The 17,289-nt window shown below is 44.5% G+C and carries 13 protein-coding genes; 3 read left to right on the top strand and 10 right to left on the bottom strand.

Going from position 1 to position 17,289, the window contains the following annotated elements:
* Window positions 1–91: 91 nt before the first annotated feature.
* From SY85_RS12670 to SY85_RS12650, 5 genes are all read right to left on the bottom strand, one after another.
* Window positions 92–1,486 (bottom strand): alpha/beta hydrolase family protein, encoded by a 1,395-nt coding sequence (locus tag SY85_RS12670; protein ID WP_066405026.1) that lies wholly within the window; start codon window positions 1,484–1,486, stop codon window positions 92–94.
* Between the two features lie 246 nt (window positions 1,487–1,732).
* Window positions 1,733–3,802, bottom strand: coding sequence for a tetratricopeptide repeat protein (locus SY85_RS12665; RefSeq protein WP_066405025.1), 2,070 nt, complete (start codon window positions 3,800–3,802; stop codon window positions 1,733–1,735).
* Between the two features lie 141 nt (window positions 3,803–3,943).
* Window positions 3,944–5,074: a hypothetical protein gene (locus SY85_RS12660; RefSeq protein WP_148661174.1), complete on the bottom strand. Its 1,131-nt coding sequence runs from the start codon at window positions 5,072–5,074 to the stop codon at window positions 3,944–3,946.
* Between the two features lie 173 nt (window positions 5,075–5,247).
* Window positions 5,248–8,892: a BamA/TamA family outer membrane protein gene (locus tag SY85_RS12655; protein ID WP_158512965.1), complete on the bottom strand. Its 3,645-nt coding sequence runs from the start codon at window positions 8,890–8,892 to the stop codon at window positions 5,248–5,250.
* Window positions 8,893–8,897: 5 nt separating this feature from the next.
* Window positions 8,898–9,782 (bottom strand): SdiA-regulated domain-containing protein, encoded by an 885-nt coding sequence (locus SY85_RS12650; RefSeq protein WP_066405022.1) that lies wholly within the window; start codon window positions 9,780–9,782, stop codon window positions 8,898–8,900.
* 33 nt (window positions 9,783–9,815) lie between these two features.
* On the opposite strand from SY85_RS12650, the gene SY85_RS12645 reads away from it, so the two are divergent.
* Window positions 9,816–11,060, top strand: coding sequence for a Pycsar system effector family protein (locus tag SY85_RS12645; protein WP_066405020.1), 1,245 nt, complete (start codon window positions 9,816–9,818; stop codon window positions 11,058–11,060).
* A 521-nt stretch (window positions 11,061–11,581) separates the two neighbouring features.
* Here the strand turns inward: SY85_RS12645 and SY85_RS12640 are convergent.
* Window positions 11,582–13,426 (bottom strand): 2-oxoacid:acceptor oxidoreductase subunit alpha, encoded by a 1,845-nt coding sequence (locus SY85_RS12640; RefSeq protein WP_066405015.1) that lies wholly within the window; start codon window positions 13,424–13,426, stop codon window positions 11,582–11,584.
* 187 nt (window positions 13,427–13,613) lie between these two features.
* Here SY85_RS12640 and SY85_RS12635 point away from each other — a divergent pair, with 187 nt between their 5' ends.
* Entirely contained in the window at window positions 13,614–13,844 is a 231-nt protein-coding gene (locus SY85_RS12635; RefSeq protein ID WP_148661173.1) for a hypothetical protein, read from the top strand.
* Between the two features lie 320 nt (window positions 13,845–14,164).
* Window positions 14,165–15,349, top strand: coding sequence for a M23 family metallopeptidase (locus tag SY85_RS12625; protein WP_082886419.1), 1,185 nt, complete (start codon window positions 14,165–14,167; stop codon window positions 15,347–15,349).
* A 70-nt stretch (window positions 15,350–15,419) separates the two neighbouring features.
* Here SY85_RS12625 and SY85_RS12620 read toward each other — a convergent pair whose 3' ends face one another.
* The 4 genes from SY85_RS12620 to SY85_RS12605 form a co-directional block, all read right to left on the bottom strand.
* On the bottom strand, window positions 15,420–15,776 hold the full coding sequence (locus SY85_RS12620) for a nuclear transport factor 2 family protein (RefSeq protein ID WP_066405006.1): 357 nt from the start codon (window positions 15,774–15,776) through the stop codon (window positions 15,420–15,422).
* 38 nt (window positions 15,777–15,814) lie between these two features.
* A complete protein-coding gene (locus SY85_RS12615; protein WP_066405005.1) occupies window positions 15,815–16,321 on the bottom strand; it encodes a GNAT family N-acetyltransferase in 507 nt (168 codons plus the stop codon).
* 57 nt (window positions 16,322–16,378) lie between these two features.
* On the bottom strand, window positions 16,379–16,837 hold the full coding sequence (locus SY85_RS12610; protein WP_066405004.1) for a hypothetical protein: 459 nt from the start codon (window positions 16,835–16,837) through the stop codon (window positions 16,379–16,381).
* Window positions 16,838–16,916: 79 nt separating this feature from the next.
* Window positions 16,917–17,273 (bottom strand): hypothetical protein, encoded by a 357-nt coding sequence (locus SY85_RS12605; protein ID WP_066405003.1) that lies wholly within the window; start codon window positions 17,271–17,273, stop codon window positions 16,917–16,919.
* Between the last annotated feature and the right edge of the window lie 16 nt (window positions 17,274–17,289).

The following is a 17,289-nucleotide window of genomic DNA, read 5'->3' as shown; positions in this document are numbered from 1 at the left end:
TTTGAACTTTGGAGTTTAATCCTCTCATTCGGATTCCGATAGTTTAAATTTTAGGATTTAATAATGTTGACCTATCCTAATGAAAAGCTGATTATTGTACTTGCTTTTTAATCCACTCCGTTATTTTCTCCAAAGCTGTAGGTGAAATGGTTTGTTCAATTGTAGCATATTCAGCTGGTAAACCTGTAGTACTCTCCTGGAATAAATGATTCAGGTTGGGAAGTTCAAGGAGGGTTACTTTTTTGTTCCCGCCTTTCTTCAAAGCTTGACCAATAGCAGCCAGGTTTTCTTTAGCTGGCACCTGTAAGTCTTTACTGCCATTGACCGCTAGTACAGCACATTTTACTTTTTCTAATGCAGGAGCTGGGTCATACTTAATAAAGTATGTCATCCAGGGACTTACCAGCTGATTTAATTGCAGATCAATAAAGGCGGCCTCCGTTAAGCTGGCCGGCTTTATGGTTGGGTCTTTTTGTAGTGTTCCCTCTAAGTATTTGGTAAGGTCTGCCTTTAATGTCTGTGTATCTTTCGATTGTAGTATAATTTGAAAGGCACCCACATTGGTTGCTTTATTCTTTTGTATGTTAGCGTTGGGTATACCGGATGCTTTTGAAATAGCTTCCTGCTGCATCAACAATAATTGATCTCCCCGAATGCCTGTTCCTGCCAGCAAAACAATGAAATCAAGGTCATTGCTTTTTGAGGCCACCATGGGTGCTATAATACCCCCTTCACTATGCCCAATCAGACCAATCTTTTTTTGATTGATTTCTTTCCTGGTTTTCAGGTAGGCAATCGCACTCTCTACATCAGTAGCAAAATCGGCCGATGTTGCCGTTTTAAAATCACCAGTTGATTGTCCAACACCTCTGTCGTCATACCGCAATACAGCTATGCCATTCCGGGTTAAATAGTCAGCAAGGATCAGGAAGGGTTTGTGTCCTAGCAATTCTTCATCTCTGCTTTGCGGACCACTGCCTGTGATCAATATCACTGCTGGGAAGCTCCCTTCTTTATTAGGTAAGGTCAATGTTCCTGCTAATGTAACGTTGGCGTTATTGTTAGAAAAATTGACATCTTCAGTATAATAGGGATAAGGCTTTGTAGGCTCTTGCGGTCTTTTGGGTGTTGCCTTTTCAATTGCGTCTCTTGATAAATTAAGTGGGAACTCAACTCCCCCTTGTTTAAATGTCCCAACAAAAGCGTTGTCTTTCAAGTCTGCACTGTACTCAATGCGGGCAGCTGCTACCTCTAGTTTTAGTTTGGCATTTTCAAATGTGGTGGTTGTTACCGGTATGCCTTTCGCACCTTGGTCCGGGCTATCCATGGTGGCACTATATCCGCTCTCGGTTTTAGTAATATGAAAAACTAATCGTAGCTGCATCCCCTGAACGGACAATGCACCATTCCACTGACCGGTAATATCCTGGCTGAAAGCCAACACGGGTACTAAAAATAGAATGAGTATAGCGAGTGTATTTTTCATTTTATTGTTTTTGGTTAGATAAAGATATTGGTTAGCCCGCTTAACTTGTATATAGTTGTGAAACGTGAGACGTGAAAGGCTGCAAGCTACAAGCTGCACGCTTCAAGCCAAGAGCAATCTTTCTTTATAAAAGTAAAGCACTCCTTTAAGCGGAGTGCCTTTAGTTTATAAGAGTGTTTGTACCTCTGGATTTGTGTGTAGACTACTCACCATTGACCATTCAACATTCACGAGCCACGCTGCCCCTCACTTCTTAAACACACCTCCAATAGACTTGGCAATAGAGCTTATAGCGCCATCATTAAATGTCCATCCAGCGTTCACACCAAGGGTGTATCCTAATTCTATCTTCTGGTCCAGGATCTCTTTTTTCAGGTACTCGTTGGCAATAGCGCTTGGTGTTTCTACGCTGGCTTCTGCACCCGCTGATAGTTCTACCTGCAAAGCCAACCCTGCATCGCTAATGTTGTTGTCACTATCAAATACAATATAAAAGGATTGTTCTGCGCTGGCTCCTACTTCGCCAGAGAAAATGCCAAATGCTTTTCCTGCCTCAAGCTGCAGCCCGGCGCCAATAGAAATGGTAGACTGTTTGGAGCCAAAATCTTTCTCGTACTTAAAGGTTACGCCTTCGCCAGCCGAAAAGCTAAACTTCTCACAGTTCAACTCGATCTTGCCTACTGCAAAGGGTATAGAGAGATCAATAGGACAATCCATCGCCTTGGCATTATCTGATTCAGACTTAGCCTGCGTAATGGTTTTATCCTCTTCGCATTTGCTCGCTACTATGATGGGGGTTCCGGCAATCTTTTCCAGTTCGGTTAAATAATGGGCGCAGGCTTTATAAAACGCTGCATTGGCCATTTCTTTATTGGGAGAAGCCAGGTAGCCGTAATAAGAGGTGATGTTGAAGATGCGGCGAGCCATATACAGTTGCTTTTGCTGTTTATCGGCTACAGCCGTAGCAATGGCACCCTGCGTAGTGTTACTTAAGGCTGCTATTGCCTGGCACTCTTCTTTACTCAATCGTTCTATGGCAGCACAGCCAGCACCATTACCTTCGCCACAGTCATACTGCCTCTTTCGTTCTGCATAATCCTTCACGATCGCCTCGCGCTTAGCCTCATAGGTGGCCTGGATACCTTTGATCTTTTGATCCAGGTTCTCGATCCGTTGGTTATGCTCTCTCATTTCCTCCTGAAAGCCGATGCCCCAATTCATCAGAATTTTGCCAGCCGATAACTGGATTGGGTTTCTAAGGGTCAGCATCACCATGGGATTTTTCATGGCCGCCTGGGTAAGTTTTTTCAATTTCGCTTCGCCTTTCTCGCTTTCCTGTCGTGATAGTTCGGAATAAGCTATTTGTACTCCTTCTATAAAGTTTCTGTAATCTTCATGCTCTTGACGTACAAGAGGTGCATCGTTAGCATTCTGGCATTGCCGCGGCAGCTTGTATTTGAACTCATTGAAATACGGTTGGTCTACCGGTGGCTTAATGAATTTAGACAACCGGAAACTTTGTTCATTGCCAAGATTATTCATGCCCCGTTGCGCACCATCATTAAAACCTCCTTTCAAGGAGTTTTCAAAATGTTGGGCGGCTGCGGCTGTATTGCCACGAGAGGCTTCAATTTGTCCGGCTGTATTATTGGCCTCCGGGTGGTGTGGCGATTCCTGAATGCAGCGTTTGAAATAATACATGGCGGTATCTAGCTCACCAGCACCCGTATAGGCTTGTCCAAGATTGTTTAAAAACATTGGGTTGTTGGGGAACTCGCTAACCAAGGTTTTTAAGATGGGCAAGGCATGGTACGGTGCACCGCCCATATTCAGCAAGGCTCCCAGGTTGTTTAGAAGCATTTTGTTGTCAGGGTTCTTCATACTGGCAGCAATCGACATCAGTATGGCTTCTTTCGGAGCACCATTATACCAGTTGGTAACGGCAGCTACACCTAGTTTTTCTGGATCGTTACCCAGTTTGATGCCTGCCTGCTGTGCGGCTTGCACTGCGGCTACCGGCACTTTGGTTTTATAGGCCGTATACAGGTTGCTTAGGTAAGAACTCATTACACCTTTGCTCATAGGCTGACTGGGCACCGTAGCCATCCGTGCAGGGCTAGGAGAGGGGAAGCGTTCCAGCGCTTCGTTATTAACGTCATTATTGCCCGCTTCAGCCATGGCCTTTTTATAGCGGGGATCCTTCATCATTTTTTCGGCTTGCGCACTCAATTGTTTTAGGTCCTTTTCAGACAACTGTTTTTGGGCTAGCACATTACTTAAGAGAAATAGTAATGGTAAGAGAAATAGTGTTCTCATAATAATCCATTGGTTTTGGTTTGACGTTTTGTTGCTTTCCTGGGAAATGCAACGTTGTAGGCAAAGCGATGTCAAGTCGTGATCAAAGGGATAAGCTTGTTACGTAAGGCTGCTGTATGTTTATTGAAATAGCCAGGCTTCCTACCAAGCCATCACTCTAAACCTGCCTGCTATTGTTTTAGGTTCACTGCCGTCTTGTAAATAAACTACTCCTTTAAAATAGCCCTCTACGTAAGTGCGCTTTACATTACTCACCTGTTTGGCCATTTTATTATATAAGGCTTCTGATGCGGTGCCATTCTTTAAGGCGGCTTCTTCTGCCTTTGTCAATTTTACTTCTTCGCCTACCTCTTCAATTTTTGTGATTTTCACACCACCCGCAGAATACTTTTCCATACAGAGGGAACAGTTGGGTGTAGACGCCGAATATGAAGAGCCATATTTCTTGTTCTCTTTGGCCAATCCAGCATGTACTATTATACCAGCCACCTTATCGTTTTTTTCATCATTGCCATAAGGAAAGAAACCCTCAGTATATTGATCAGTAAATACAAGTAATTCCCGGTTACTGTTCATCGATACCTTAAAAGAAAATGCATCGCCGGGTTTATGATATATAGAGCCTGTCTCGCCATCGCCATACACCATATTGGTTTTACCATCAAAGCTGTAGATGACATACTGGTCTTCTTTAATGATCATAATGGGGATTGTTAATTTCACAGTTGCGGATGTTGAATTAGCCCCTGCTATATCTGCAAGGCCTGTTATAGTGGCTGTGACATAGGTGGTGCCGTTAGTAGCATTTGAAGGCGCAGTAAATACTGCTTTTACCGGGTCTGAAGGGTTGGTTGTGATCTTGCCTGCCCCTGAACCTATTTCCCATTTGATCGTTTTGTAGTTGTCCTTTGGTAGTGTTATCCAATTCTCACTCTCCGCGTTTTCTTTTACCAAAGGCGCTAATAGGTCACTCACATCCTCAGGTGAAATTTTAACCAGTGGAGCCAACAGCTCGCTCACGTTTTCTGAGGATGAGCTTTCTAAAGGTGCCAGCATGTCGTTAAGCCATTCGGCTGTTAGATTCGCAGATTGTCCCGATTTAATAACTACGGTATTTGCATATATGCGAAACTTGGTAAGGTCAGGTACATCCTGAGTGGATGGTGTGCTATTAACTTGTTTGTTGTTTTTGGGTGATTGCTGTGCCGATGCAAAGCAGAAAGTGAAACATGCTGCCAGAAAGAGTAAAAAAGGGTGTTGGTTATTTTTCATAAAAAAGCTATTGGTCAAAAATAACAGGCTGGTATACATGCTATAGTTAAGGCTGAATAAGGCCGAAAACAAAAGGATAGATTGCCGAAATAGTGGAGTGAAATAGCTTTCAAATAGCAACAATAAAAAAGCCCTGTATGCAACAGGGCTTTTTTATTGTATAAGAACCGATCTTAGAACTGGAAGCCAAACGTTATGTAAGGCATAAACTTCTCCTCCTTGGAGCGCGCAAAATGAGCGGCAATAACAAACCGCTTGATGGGGGCTAACCACACTCCAACACCATTACCTATTTTCCAGTCGCTGGAGCTTTCTCCATCAGCCCATACCCGCCCAATATCATTAAAGGCCAGCACACCAAATGAACCGGGGAATAGGTAGGTGCTAAAATCGGCCAGCCGATAACGCACTTCAAAATTGTTGTACAAGCGGGAACGACCAGCAAACCGGTCGCGGCGGTAACCACGCAGGTTTTCAGTGCCCCCTAAGTAGTAGGCTTGCGGAAACTCAAACTGGCCAAAGTTTTTGCCCCAGCCAAGGCGGGTGGCTACTACCAGTCTTGGAATATTATACACGCTGGCGTATACACGCATGTCAATATCTGTACGCAACAGGTCGTGGCTGTAGCTATTCAGGCCGAACAGCGGACGCACATTCAAGTCCATAACAAAACCACGGGTAGGAATAACCGGATTGTTTTTAGAATTGATATCCAGCTTTAAGTGAGCGCCAGCAAACAATCTTTCTTTATAGATTGTTTCAGGGTTGAGTCCGTTTTGCGCAAAATTGGTGATAAACCGGTCCAGGTTTTCATCTTGATTTACCTTGTAGTATTGGAAGGCGGCGCCATAGTTAACACGGAACCAGGACTGCAGTTGGCGACGTAATAGCACAGAAGCATCTACATAATTATACCGCGTTCTGTAATAGAGGCTTTTTCGTTGCAGGTCTTTGTTAAATGTTGTCGTATTGCCCACACCAAAGAAGTTGGTCACATTGACCGGGGCACGTATATCGGCACGAACCAATAGATCTTGGTTGCCGATGGCTTTTATCCAGTCGCCTTCATATTTAAAACGCAAGGCACCTGTTTTCAATGCTACGCTTCCAGCTACATATTGTCGTACGCCGTAAGGTTCTTTCCGAAACTGTTGGCGGATCACTTCCATTTGCCCGCCCAGGTATACACCGTCATCTACATTATAGGCTACCGTAAGGCCTGGGTTGATATAATTGTATTTGTAGCCTAGGCGGTTAAATACGTTGACTGCAGGATCACTGGAAATCCGGTTGCGTATGCCGGGGTTACCTGAAATATTGTTCTTTTCAAAAGAAGCGTCGAAGGCAAGCAAATTCCCGCCATGACCTTTGTGTATAAAGCAATCATTGCCGGCGCCACCGATCATGCGTATCAATATATGTGTGCGATTGCCTTCCACAATAAAACGGTCTTCATCTCCAAGGCCATATAAGTTGAGTACTTTGGTAACGGATGGGTCAAAAACACGCTCGTACATGGTTGCCCCCAGCGTACTATCCTTCTTGATTTTATTAACGACTACTTTTACTGTATTGTCATCATTTCTGAATATATGGAATTGTTCCCGCTGGTTAGAGCCGGTTATATTCACCTCCTTGGAAATGAACCGGTAGTATTTCATCATGTCATCCCGGAAATACTTACGGCGCTTTTTTAGCGTAGCTATGATCTCATTCATGTTATGATCCTGAACTTCCTGTGGCTGTAGCTTTAAGGCCTCTTCAATCACTTTGTCTGTCATAGCATTCAGGAAGGTGTCTATGTGGTGTTGCCAGTCTTCTTTATTCAGTTCAGTGAGAAAGAAGCGATCCATATTGCGCGCTGGCCGGTTAAAGGTTTTGATGTTTTTCGCTTTGGGGCGGAAGCCTTGGAGCTCTGGTACAAACCACGGCTTGGCCGCAAAGAGAGGTAAAATGCCCTCGCTTTTAAAAAAGGCCTGGTCATGATCGCGGGGAATGGCAAAGTAGACCTTGCCTTTACCAGTATCGTACGTAGCCCAGCGCCACTGATCTTCATGGCGATCGAAGTCCATGATAAAATTGTCTAACAAGCGCGCCCGTAATACACTGCGTTGATCAACATGATCATCATTGTCCTTAAACAGCTTTAGAACCACTTCATCGGTGTTGTCTGTCTTCTTTATACCTACAGGTTCCCTTTCCTCCAGAATAGCCGGTATCTGGGAAAAGTTAGATCGAAAGCGCAGCAGGCGTGGATCGCTGGGTACATATACCAGTTTACGTCGAATATAAGGTACGCCAGCAGCCTGTACCAGTGGTCCTATGGATAAAGAGGAATAAGGGTATGATGCCGAAACCCCTTGTTCTACAATGTCCTTGGCAAATGTTTGCCGTAGGTCGGCAGGTATGGCAGCTTCAGGATACTTTTCAATGGAGCGTAAGGTCCACTCTTTTTTATTCGCGTCCTCTAAACGTAAAGAACGGGTTTGCTTACCACCTCCTAGTTTCACTGGGCGCAGCCCTCCTTGTTCTTCACCCATGTTTAGAACTGGCATGGTTACAGGCGTCGTCCATTCGCGTCTGTAATTGCGTCCTACCAGAAGCTTTGAAAAGGCGCTTCCTTCCAACCTTGGGTTAGCGCTAACAGTAACACTTTCCGGTAGTATGCCAATGCTGTCTGTGCTGGCTACATCGGGCAATTTGGTAATGGTCTTCAAATCCTTTGCATACAATGGCGTATTGTAATTGGGACTATTAATATCAAAATATTTTACAGTCACCTTCCCGCTTTTATAAATCTCAAGTGCCGCACAACCAAACTGGGTATGAGCAAAGAGTAGATCGTTGTTGTGTTTCTTTTGGTCAATGGCAGAAAGCTTTGCCCCTGCACCACTTACAATTTGATACAAACTGTCGTGCACGAGTAATTGTAAACTATGGTCATGTCCTGATGCTACAATTGGGTTGGGGTGTTTCGTCATTACGTCCTCAACGGTGCGTGCCATTCCACGGTATAAAGGATGGTTCACATCCTGAATATTACCAAACAAGCCGCGGGCTATGGGATAAATGGAGCCTAATACGGGTAGAGGTATGTACAGGGCAGGAGATAATTCTGTTAAAGGAAAAATGTGATGACGTAAGGTATAGGTGGCGCCTCCATGAACACCATGTGTATGCAAGGGATGGTGATCTACCAGTAATAATAGTTGATTTTGATGCGACTGTACAATTTCATTCAACTCTGTACTGAATTCATCAATTGTTTTTGATAGACAGCTGGAGCCGGGGCCGGGCTTATCATGCGTGTGTAAAAACCATTGGCTGTCCATCAAGGTTAACGCCACTAATGTATCTACATCTACTACTTCGGGGCCTGGACAGCCACCAGTAGGTAAGGCCTGTATATTAGATTGCAACTGACCATTGATATAGTCTTCCTGCCGCATAGCTTGCTGCCAGCCACCGATCTTGCCATTCATCCAGTCATGGTTGCCCATAACAAAATAGGCCTTGGCTTTTTTCCCTTTTACGAGGCTAATCTGGTAATCTATGACCTGCTTGTAATAGGCATAATTGGGTTCTCCTTCTGTGGGTAATCCCATTTCATAAACATTATCGCCCATGAAGATCACCATGTTCTTCTCGTCATTCCAGTCGGCATTTTTTTTCAACCAGTCTACAACGGGATGTTTGCCGCTATATAGCGAACCGGCGTCACCTACCAGGAAGATACGGTGACGAATAGAGTCGGTTTGGGCGATTGAAAACACATTGGTACACAATAGGATTACCAAACAAATCAGGCTTCTTCTCATCGTTTTCATCTTTTTTTCGTCATGGATTTATAGGGTATGCGTAAAAGCGTTGGTTTCCCCAGTTTCGCTTCATTCGTTATATACATATCGCCATTAGATGCAAAAGCAATGCCTTCGGCCTGAGGGTATAAAGTTGGGTTTAAGCGGAAAACCTCCAATACCTTGCTTTTCCCGTCTGTAGAAATGAGCAGATGACCTTTTGAAGAAAGGATGTACAGCCGCTTATCTATGGGGTTAAAGGCTGCCGCAGAGGGGTGAAAGTCAATTTTTCCATCTTTTAGCTTGTCGGCCACACTTTTCGTTGGAATGGTATAGTAGGGTGCAGGGTCAAATTGATGTGTATATATATCAAACCGGTAAGCTGTGCGAATCCCTTTTCCACTTTCTATCTCACACTCTTTGCATAGCATGATCAGCCCTTTAGACGTAGAGTCGTAATACAGGGTTTCAAAATCATTCTTATTGGTATCGTCCGTTGTTGGAAAATGATACTTTGTAGTAACAAGCAGGCTATCTTTTCTTTTAATGTCGATGATCGTACCATCGCTCACCAATACATAAACACTACTGTCTACTTTTACAACGTCCTCAAAGTCATCTTGTTTGGCAAAATCATGCTCAAAGTAGTTGCTCACTTTTCCATCAACCGTTACGCGGTAAACTTTTTGCTTGTTGTCTGCTATAGTGAGAAAAGCGTTTTCTTCCGGCAAGTAACAAAGGCCGGATATTTCATTCAGCTTTTTCTCCAGGATCATCTTGTTCGGCCGGGGAACCACATAGCCATGTGGCGACTTGGGCGACCAGAAAAGCTCGCAAGAGGTAAGCGTGGTCAACAGAATACCGGCAAAAAATAAATAGCTGGGTAAAGACTTTCCTCTAAGAACATGCATGATTCTACTCAATTTTTAAAGTAATTTTCTAGTATGAATGATCAACAGCTTCAATTGTTAACACAGGTACGGCCATATGTAACCGAATTGTTCAAGCATAAAGTAGACCCTCATTTTGTATTTCATAATCTGGAGCATACACAACAGGTCGTAGCTGCTGCTGAAGAATTGGCTGCTTACCACAACCTGAATGATGAAGATCGATTGACACTTTTATTGGCTGCATGGTTTCATGATACCGGGTTTAGTAGTGGGAAGGCCGAAGACCATGAAAAAGAAAGCATTCGGCTGGCCACTGAGTTTCTAAAAAGCAAAGGCATTGAAGATGAAATTATTCAACGCGTTACGTCCAGTATACAAGCAACGCATATGCCACAGTCGCCTTTAAGCCTGATAGAAAAGATCATATGCGATGCAGACCTCTATCACTTGGGTAGCAATGATTTCAAGAAAATGAATGATCACCTGCGACAGGAGCAGGAGTTTTATTTTAATAAACAGTTTTCAAAAAAGGAGTGGCGGCAGCGAAATATTGAGTTCCTAGAAAGTCACCAGTATTTCACCGACTATGCACAACGCATGCGGGAACCCAAAAAACAGGAATGGATACGGGAGCTGAGAAAGAAGCAAGGCGATAAAGAGGTGAAGCATACTGAAGCAATGGAAATATCTCCTTATTCATTTGATGTTGAAGCTGGAGAAGGTAAAAACGATAATGCTGAAAAAAAGAGGGCGGAACGTATTCGGAAAGAAGCCGAGCGTGGCGTACAAACTGTTTTTCGCCTGACATCTGGCAACCATATACATTTAAGTCAAATGGCCGATACCAAGGCCAATATCATGATCTCAGTAAATTCGATCATTATCTCTATCATGTTCTCCGTGTTGCTGGGACGCTTGGAGTATTATCCACACTTAGCTATTCCTACTTTAATGCTAGCCGTGGTTTCTCTATTAGCCATTGTCTTTGCGGTGTTAGCAATACGTCCTTCCGTTACCTCTGGTAAGTTTACAGAGGAGGATATCCGTAACAAGGAGACCAACCTATTGTTCTTCGGTAACTTTCACAAAATGGAATTGCAGGAATACAACTGGGCCATGAACGAGATGCTAAAGGACCGCGACTATATCTATGGCAGTATGATCAAAGACATTTATTTCCTGGGTATTGTACTGGCGCAGAAGTATCGTTACCTCCGTATCTCCTACAACATTTTTATGTACGGGTTGATTATTGCCGTTCTGGCCTTTTGCATCTCTACCTTCTGGGCGAGGTAATATCTGTCTGCTAAAAAGAGCGCTTCGCGCTATATGGTTTCGCGCAGAGGCGCAGAGGGCGCGGAGAGGGAGGAACCACGGAGGCACATGGGCAGGGAGGAGCACAGAGAATATTGAACAAGGAACAAGGAATGATGAAGGAAGAAGGGAAGATGCAAGGCTCAAGGTTCAAGAAACAAGGGACAAGGGAGGGACACGGAGGAAAGGAGAAAAGGAGGAAGGGAATATTGAAGAAGGAACAAGGAATGATGAATAATGAGTGATGAGTAAGGAGTAATGAGAGAGGGAATGTTCAATGCTCAATTATCAATGCTCAAGTTCAAGGAGGGATTTCACGCAAAGGCGCAAAGATGAAAAGACGCAAAGAAGGGATATACTAAAAAGAAAAGCACTCCGCTTAAAGGAGTGCTTTTCTTTTATAAAGAAAGATTGCTTTTGACTTGAAGCGTGCAGCTTGTAGCCTTTCACGTCTCACGTTTGACGTTTCACGATACTCACCATTCACCACTCATCATTCACGCCTATAGGTACTTCTTTATCGCCTCCACCAGCTCAGCCTTAGTAATCGGTACACCCATGATCTTGTTATAGCCCTTGGCATCTACCATGTACTGATCACGGATGATCTTGATCAGCTGGCCATTGTTGATCTCAGGGATCAGGATCGTATCATAGTTCTTTAAGATCGCGCCTAAGTTTTTGGGGAATGGACGTACATAGCGCAGGTGGGCATGAGCCACTTCGTGACCTTCAGCCAGCAGCTCAGCTACAGCGGTTTTAATAACGCCATAAGTAGAACCCCAGCCTAATACCAGTACTTTTCCTTTTTCAGGACCATTGTCCAGCTTTTGCTCAGGTATATAATCAGCAATCTTGTCTACTTTTTCCTGGCGGATCTTCACCATCAGCTGGTGGTTTTCCGGATCGTAGCTAACATTACCGGTAATATTTTCTTTTTCCAAACCACCAATACGGTGCTCCAGTCCCGGAGTACCAGGTACTGCCCAAGGGCGCACCAGTTTCTCATCACGCTGGTAAGGCTGGAACTTAGCTTCGTTGTGATTCAGTTCAGTTTTAAACGTTACATGGATCTTTGGCAGATCGTCAGATACCGGGTATCTCCAAGGTTCAGCACCATTGGCAATATAGCCATCGCTCAGGAAGATCACTGGCGTCATATGCTCTACCGCAATTCGCACCGCCTCATAAACCGCTTCAAAACAATCAGATGGAGTGGCTGCTGCTACTACAGGCATTGGTGCTTCACCATTTCTGCCGTAGTAAGCTTGCAGCAGGTCGCTCTGCTCGGTTTTAGTGGGCAAACCTGTGGAAGGACCGCCACGCTGTACGTTTACGATCACCAGTGGTATTTCCAGCATTAGGGCCAATCCCATGGCTTCTGTTTTCAGTGCCATACCAGGTCCAGATGTAGTAGTTACGCCCAGTTGGCCACCATAGCTGGCGCCAATGGCTGCGCTGATACCAGCAATTTCATCTTCCGCCTGGAAGGTGCGTACACCAAAGTTTTTATGTCTGCTTAGTTCGTGTAAAATATCAGAGGCAGGGGTAATAGGATAAGTGCCTAAGAAAATAGGCAGCTCACTCTTTACCGAAGCGGCAATCAAGCCATACGCCAGGGCCTGGTTTCCCATGATGGAACGGTAATTACCCGGTGCAATATGGGCCTTTTCTACATGATATTGTGTGGTAAAAGTTTCTGTTGTATCGCCATAGTTGTAGCCCGCACGCAGCACTTTCAGGTTGCTTTCCAGGATATCTGGCTTTTTGCCAAACTTCTCTTCCAGGAACTGCTCGGTGCTCTTGGTATCGCGGCCATACATCCAGTACAGGAAGCCCAGTACAAACATGTTCTTGGCACGATCCTTCTCTTTCATGCCTAAAGTAGACTCTTTTAGGGCCTCACGGGTCATCTTCGTTACATCCATTCGGATCACCTCGTAGCCCTGCAGCGTATCGTCCTCGATTGGGTTCACACCATCGGCATAGTTGGCCAGGCGCAGGTTTTTGGTATCAAAACCATCTGTATTTACGATCACCTTACCGCCTTTCTTCAGGTTTTTCAGGTTGGTTTTCAGTGCCGCAGCGTTCATGGCCACCAGCACATCCCATTGATCGCCAGGGGTATGTATGCTTTCAGAAGAAAACCGCAATTGGTACCCGCTCACGCCGGGAATAGTACCCTGTGGGGCACGGATCTCCGCCGGGAAGTCCGGGAAGGTAGAGAGGTCGGCACCCAAAAGGGCTGTATTATTAGTAAACTGTGTACCTGTCAGCTGCATCCCATCGCCGCTATCGCCGGCAAATTTGATCACCACATCCTGTACAACTTCCTGCTTACGCTCCATAGTAAAATTTGAGGCTGCAAAGTTAACTCATAGTTATTAGTTTGAACCGCGTATTGATGGATTCCGCAGGATTTTTAAGGTTTCCGATAACGCTTCGCGTTGATTGGTGTCACGCAGCGGCGCTGAGAACGCAGAGAAAGGGTTTCGCACAGAGGAAAGGAGAAGAATATTGAACAAGGAACAAGGAATGATGAAGGTAGAAGTAGGAAAAATTCGAAAGGGGAAATTCGAAATGCGAAAGGAAGAAAGAAGGAATGTTCAATGTTCAAGGTACAAGGAACAAGGAATGATGAATGAAGAAGTGGAGGAAAGGCACAAGGGCAAGAAACAAGGAACAAGAAAGGAAATGTTCAACGCTCAATTTTCAATGATCAAGGTACAAGGAAGAAGAATTGAAAATAGAAAAGCACTCCCTTAGTGGAGTGCTTGTTCTTTAATCCATTCCTTCTTAAACCCTCTGTGTCTCTCCGTGTTCCCCTGTCTCTGTGGTTCCTCTTCTGCGCCGATCGGCGCCATCTGCGGGACACCTGTGCGCAGGCCCTCCCCTTTAGGGGCCGGAGTACATGCTGGCCAATGACCATTGACTTTTCTTCTGTGGACTGTTGTCCGTCGACTTTGGACCTCTCCTCGCAGCTTTCTTCCAATCTGGAATCGCCAATCTAAAATCTGCAATCTCATCAGCTTAAACTTTCCTTCACCTTTTCCGGCTCAGCTTTTGCTGTGTGCAGCGCACTAACTATGAAACGTATAACAGCCACCTTTATGCTAGGGATTGCCCTTATAGGCACCTCCTGCAGCTCTACTACACCCCGTATCTTTAGTAAGAAAACACCTCATGAAAAATATGCCGACAAACTGGACGACCAAGACCTGGATAAAACCCAGCAGGGACGTCAATGGTTAGCCGCAGCTAAAGCCGCCCTGGAAGCACCCCAGCTGGTACAATTGCCGTATAAGCAAGTGGGTTATTTTCAAACCGATAAGCCGCGGGCAATGGGATTAAAGTTTACCGCCAAGCGGGGAGAGCGGCTGTTGTTCTCGCTTAATAAAAACACCGCTGCCAACTTTGTGATCTATGCCGACCTGTTCAAACAAAATGGTAGCGATGAAGAGCATCTCCTATCGTCTGATACAAATACGGCAACGTTTACTTTAGATATTGATGAAGCTGGTACTTACGTGCTGCGCTTGCAGCCCGAGCTGGCCCGAACCGGCGAATATAGTTTGTCCATAGCTGTGGGCCCTACTGTTGGCTTTCCCGTGAGTAGCCCTAAAGCCAAGCCCGGAAGCTTTTGGGGGGCCAGTCGCGATGGAGGCAAACGTAGTCATGAAGGGATTGATATTTTTGCTCCTAAAGGATCTCCTGCAATAGCCAGTGCTGATGGTGTTATTACCGCAGTAAAACAAGGTGGTATTGGTGGTAAGGTAGTGTGGATGAAGCCTGAGGGTAAGGATTACCACCTGTACTACGCGCACCTAGATAAACAATTGGTAAAGGTGGGGCAGACAGTAAAGAAGGGCGATGTGGTAGGAACAGTAGGAAATACGGGAAATGCCAGGCATACGGCTTCGCACCTTCACTTTGGTGTGTATACCGCTAGTGGACCAGTAGATCCATATCCCTTTATCAATAAGGAAGTGCAAAACGCACCAGCTGTGCCGGAAAAGAGCCTAGCGAACTATTTGCGCTTAACGAAATCTCAAAAAGTAAATAACCAGGTAATTACAGATAATGCTATGCTGGTGCCGTTGGCAGTTACAGATAAGGGCTATATATCTGAAAGCCCAGAGGGTACTATCTTTTTAACGCCTTTTACTGCTGTGCAGTCTACAAGTCAACAAGTGAGCGGTCCGGTGCAGGCTACGGCTATTCATGCAGACAATGACACAGAAAGAAAAACGCGCAGGGCTAACAGGGGTTAGCGGAAGGGTGAGTGGTGAATTGTGAGTGGTGAGTAATGAATAATGAGTAATGAGCAATAGAATCACCCATTCATTGTTCATCTCCTTTTTCTATTTCCATGGTTTTGATAAGTCCATTTTCAATGGTATAAATGTGATAAGCATGACCATCAGATAAGAGCTTGCCTTGTTTGTCTTTAACGGTCTGATGTACCAGCACCTTTATTCTGCCATCAGGCTGTTGAATGATTGAGAGTGGATCAACAAGTGGATCTATTTCATTCCATTGCCGGGTCCAGTAAGCACGCACTTCATCCTGCCCGTGCACATAGCCACCTTCCCAACCATTGGGCCAATCCACATTGGGAGTCATTAACAGAAGGGCAGCATCTATGTCTCTTTTATTAAAAGCATCGTACGCTTGCTGGATCAATGGTTCAATTACCATGTGTTGTAGTTTAGATTAATTGCAATCGTTTAAAAGAACTAGGTGATTGGGAGTATCAATTCATACTTCTGTATTTTCAAAGGCTTGCCAAAAGCTGTAGACCTATTTTCTTCGGTAAGCTGAAATCCAAAACGCTTGTATAAAAGGGCTGCCAGCACTTGTTCATGTGTGGTCAATAAATAAGCTGATTGATAACCCCGCTCTTTTAGGCAGTTCATAAATAACTCCATGAGTTTTTTGCCCAGCCCAATGCCGCGGTAGGGTGGTAATAAAATAAAGTATCGAAGCTGGGCAGCATTGTTAGGTCGGTGCATTAAAAATAAAGAGCCAATAATAAGACCATTGTGTTCGCATACCCATACGTAATCTTTGTTAGGGTCGTACTGTTGGTAAAATTCATATAACCCTTGTGCTACGTAGGCTTCAAACGAAAGGCTGTAGCCATATTCCTGTTTGTACATGGAGCCGTGCAGGTAGATGATATAACCAATGTCGCCAGACTGCAGGTCTGTTCTGATCGTAACTTCCTGGTACTTGTATTCCATGGTAAGTGTAAAGCTAGTGTAATGCCTGTGGGTAACCGATAAGGTTCATTTGAATAATTAAGCGTTTGCTTTTTTAACTCTTAGCAGAAACTCTGCAGTATCCTTTGCTGCTGGTGTATCGTATTCTATCAAGCCAATGGAGCTGTTGCAAAACTCTTTGATTTGTTGTAAACAGTCATCTTCCAGGTAGGTTTCAGGATAATAGCTTTCAGATGTTAGACCAACGATCACCTGGCCATCGCTGGTAAACAAACACATGCCTGCTCTTACAGTAGATATTTCTTTGTTACCCCAATAGATAGCATGCACTTCTTTTGGGTTGTTCTCCAGGTAGGTAATCAGATCTTCCGATGCTTTAAAAACATGCTCTGGATGATCGGCATGTTGTGGTACTTCATATTCACTGGCAAAGGCCTCCCGTTCAGGCAGAAAATGATTCAGAAAGGAGAGAATGAAAATATATGTTCTTTGATTGGTCAGAACATAACAATCAGCAAAGTTGACCTGGTCTGCCATATGAAATGATTAGGGATGATGAAGGGTGTGTAAATGAAAGCTACCAATGAAAATAATTACTTACAAACATGTCGGTGATTTAATTATAGCGATTTGATAAGTTTAACCATTTATCAACCAGGGAAGCATAAAATGAAGAAGTAGGTGTAGTGTCGCCATCTTCGTTTGTGAACTCAGCCTCCAGATCAAAAAGGATATCAACAATTTGATCGATAACATCATCTGTCAGGTCTATCTTATAATAATTAGGGCGGGCATCGTACAAGCCCGTTGGTAGAACGGGTTTTTCTATTTTGTTGTCCTTCAAGATACGCTGCAACTCGGCCGCCAGTGCAAATTCCTGCCGGGCCACTACTTCTTTAAGCGTTACGTTTAATGTGGTGTGGTCCAGCACATCAGGCTCTTTTATTAATTGCTTATAGGTGACATCATCCATGGCAGTGTTTAAATAA

Origin of the sequence: Flavisolibacter tropicus (genome assembly GCF_001644645.1) — a bacterium.
In the GTDB taxonomy this organism is placed as follows: domain Bacteria; phylum Bacteroidota; class Bacteroidia; order Chitinophagales; family Chitinophagaceae; genus Flavisolibacter; species Flavisolibacter tropicus.
This window is presented reverse-complemented; position numbering and strand designations above follow the sequence as displayed.

Excerpts from the sequence above, each read along its gene's own strand:
- SY85_RS12615 (WP_066405005.1), bottom strand. The coding sequence starts at position 16,321 with ATGGAATACAAGTACCAGGAAGTTACGATCAGAACAGACCTGCAGTCT.
- SY85_RS12635 (WP_148661173.1), top strand. The coding sequence starts at position 13,614 with ATGATGAAGGTAGAAGTAGGAAAAATTCGAAAGGGGAAATTCGAAATG.
- SY85_RS12650 (WP_066405022.1), bottom strand. The coding sequence starts at position 9,782 with ATGCATGTTCTTAGAGGAAAGTCTTTACCCAGCTATTTATTTTTTGCC.
- SY85_RS12620 (WP_066405006.1), bottom strand. The coding sequence starts at position 15,776 with ATGGTAATTGAACCATTGATCCAGCAAGCGTACGATGCTTTTAATAAA.
- SY85_RS12645 (WP_066405020.1), top strand. The coding sequence starts at position 9,816 with ATGAATGATCAACAGCTTCAATTGTTAACACAGGTACGGCCATATGTA.
- SY85_RS12610 (WP_066405004.1), bottom strand. The coding sequence starts at position 16,837 with ATGGCAGACCAGGTCAACTTTGCTGATTGTTATGTTCTGACCAATCAA.
- SY85_RS12655 (WP_158512965.1), bottom strand. The coding sequence starts at position 8,892 with ATGAGAAGAAGCCTGATTTGTTTGGTAATCCTATTGTGTACCAATGTG.
- SY85_RS12625 (WP_082886419.1), top strand. The coding sequence starts at position 14,165 with ATGAAACGTATAACAGCCACCTTTATGCTAGGGATTGCCCTTATAGGC.
- SY85_RS12660 (WP_148661174.1), bottom strand. The coding sequence starts at position 5,074 with ATGAAAAATAACCAACACCCTTTTTTACTCTTTCTGGCAGCATGTTTC.
- SY85_RS12665 (WP_066405025.1), bottom strand. The coding sequence starts at position 3,802 with ATGAGAACACTATTTCTCTTACCATTACTATTTCTCTTAAGTAATGTG.
- SY85_RS12605 (WP_066405003.1), bottom strand. The coding sequence starts at position 17,273 with ATGGATGATGTCACCTATAAGCAATTAATAAAAGAGCCTGATGTGCTG.
- SY85_RS12640 (WP_066405015.1), bottom strand. The coding sequence starts at position 13,426 with ATGGAGCGTAAGCAGGAAGTTGTACAGGATGTGGTGATCAAATTTGCC.
- SY85_RS12670 (WP_066405026.1), bottom strand. The coding sequence starts at position 1,486 with ATGAAAAATACACTCGCTATACTCATTCTATTTTTAGTACCCGTGTTG.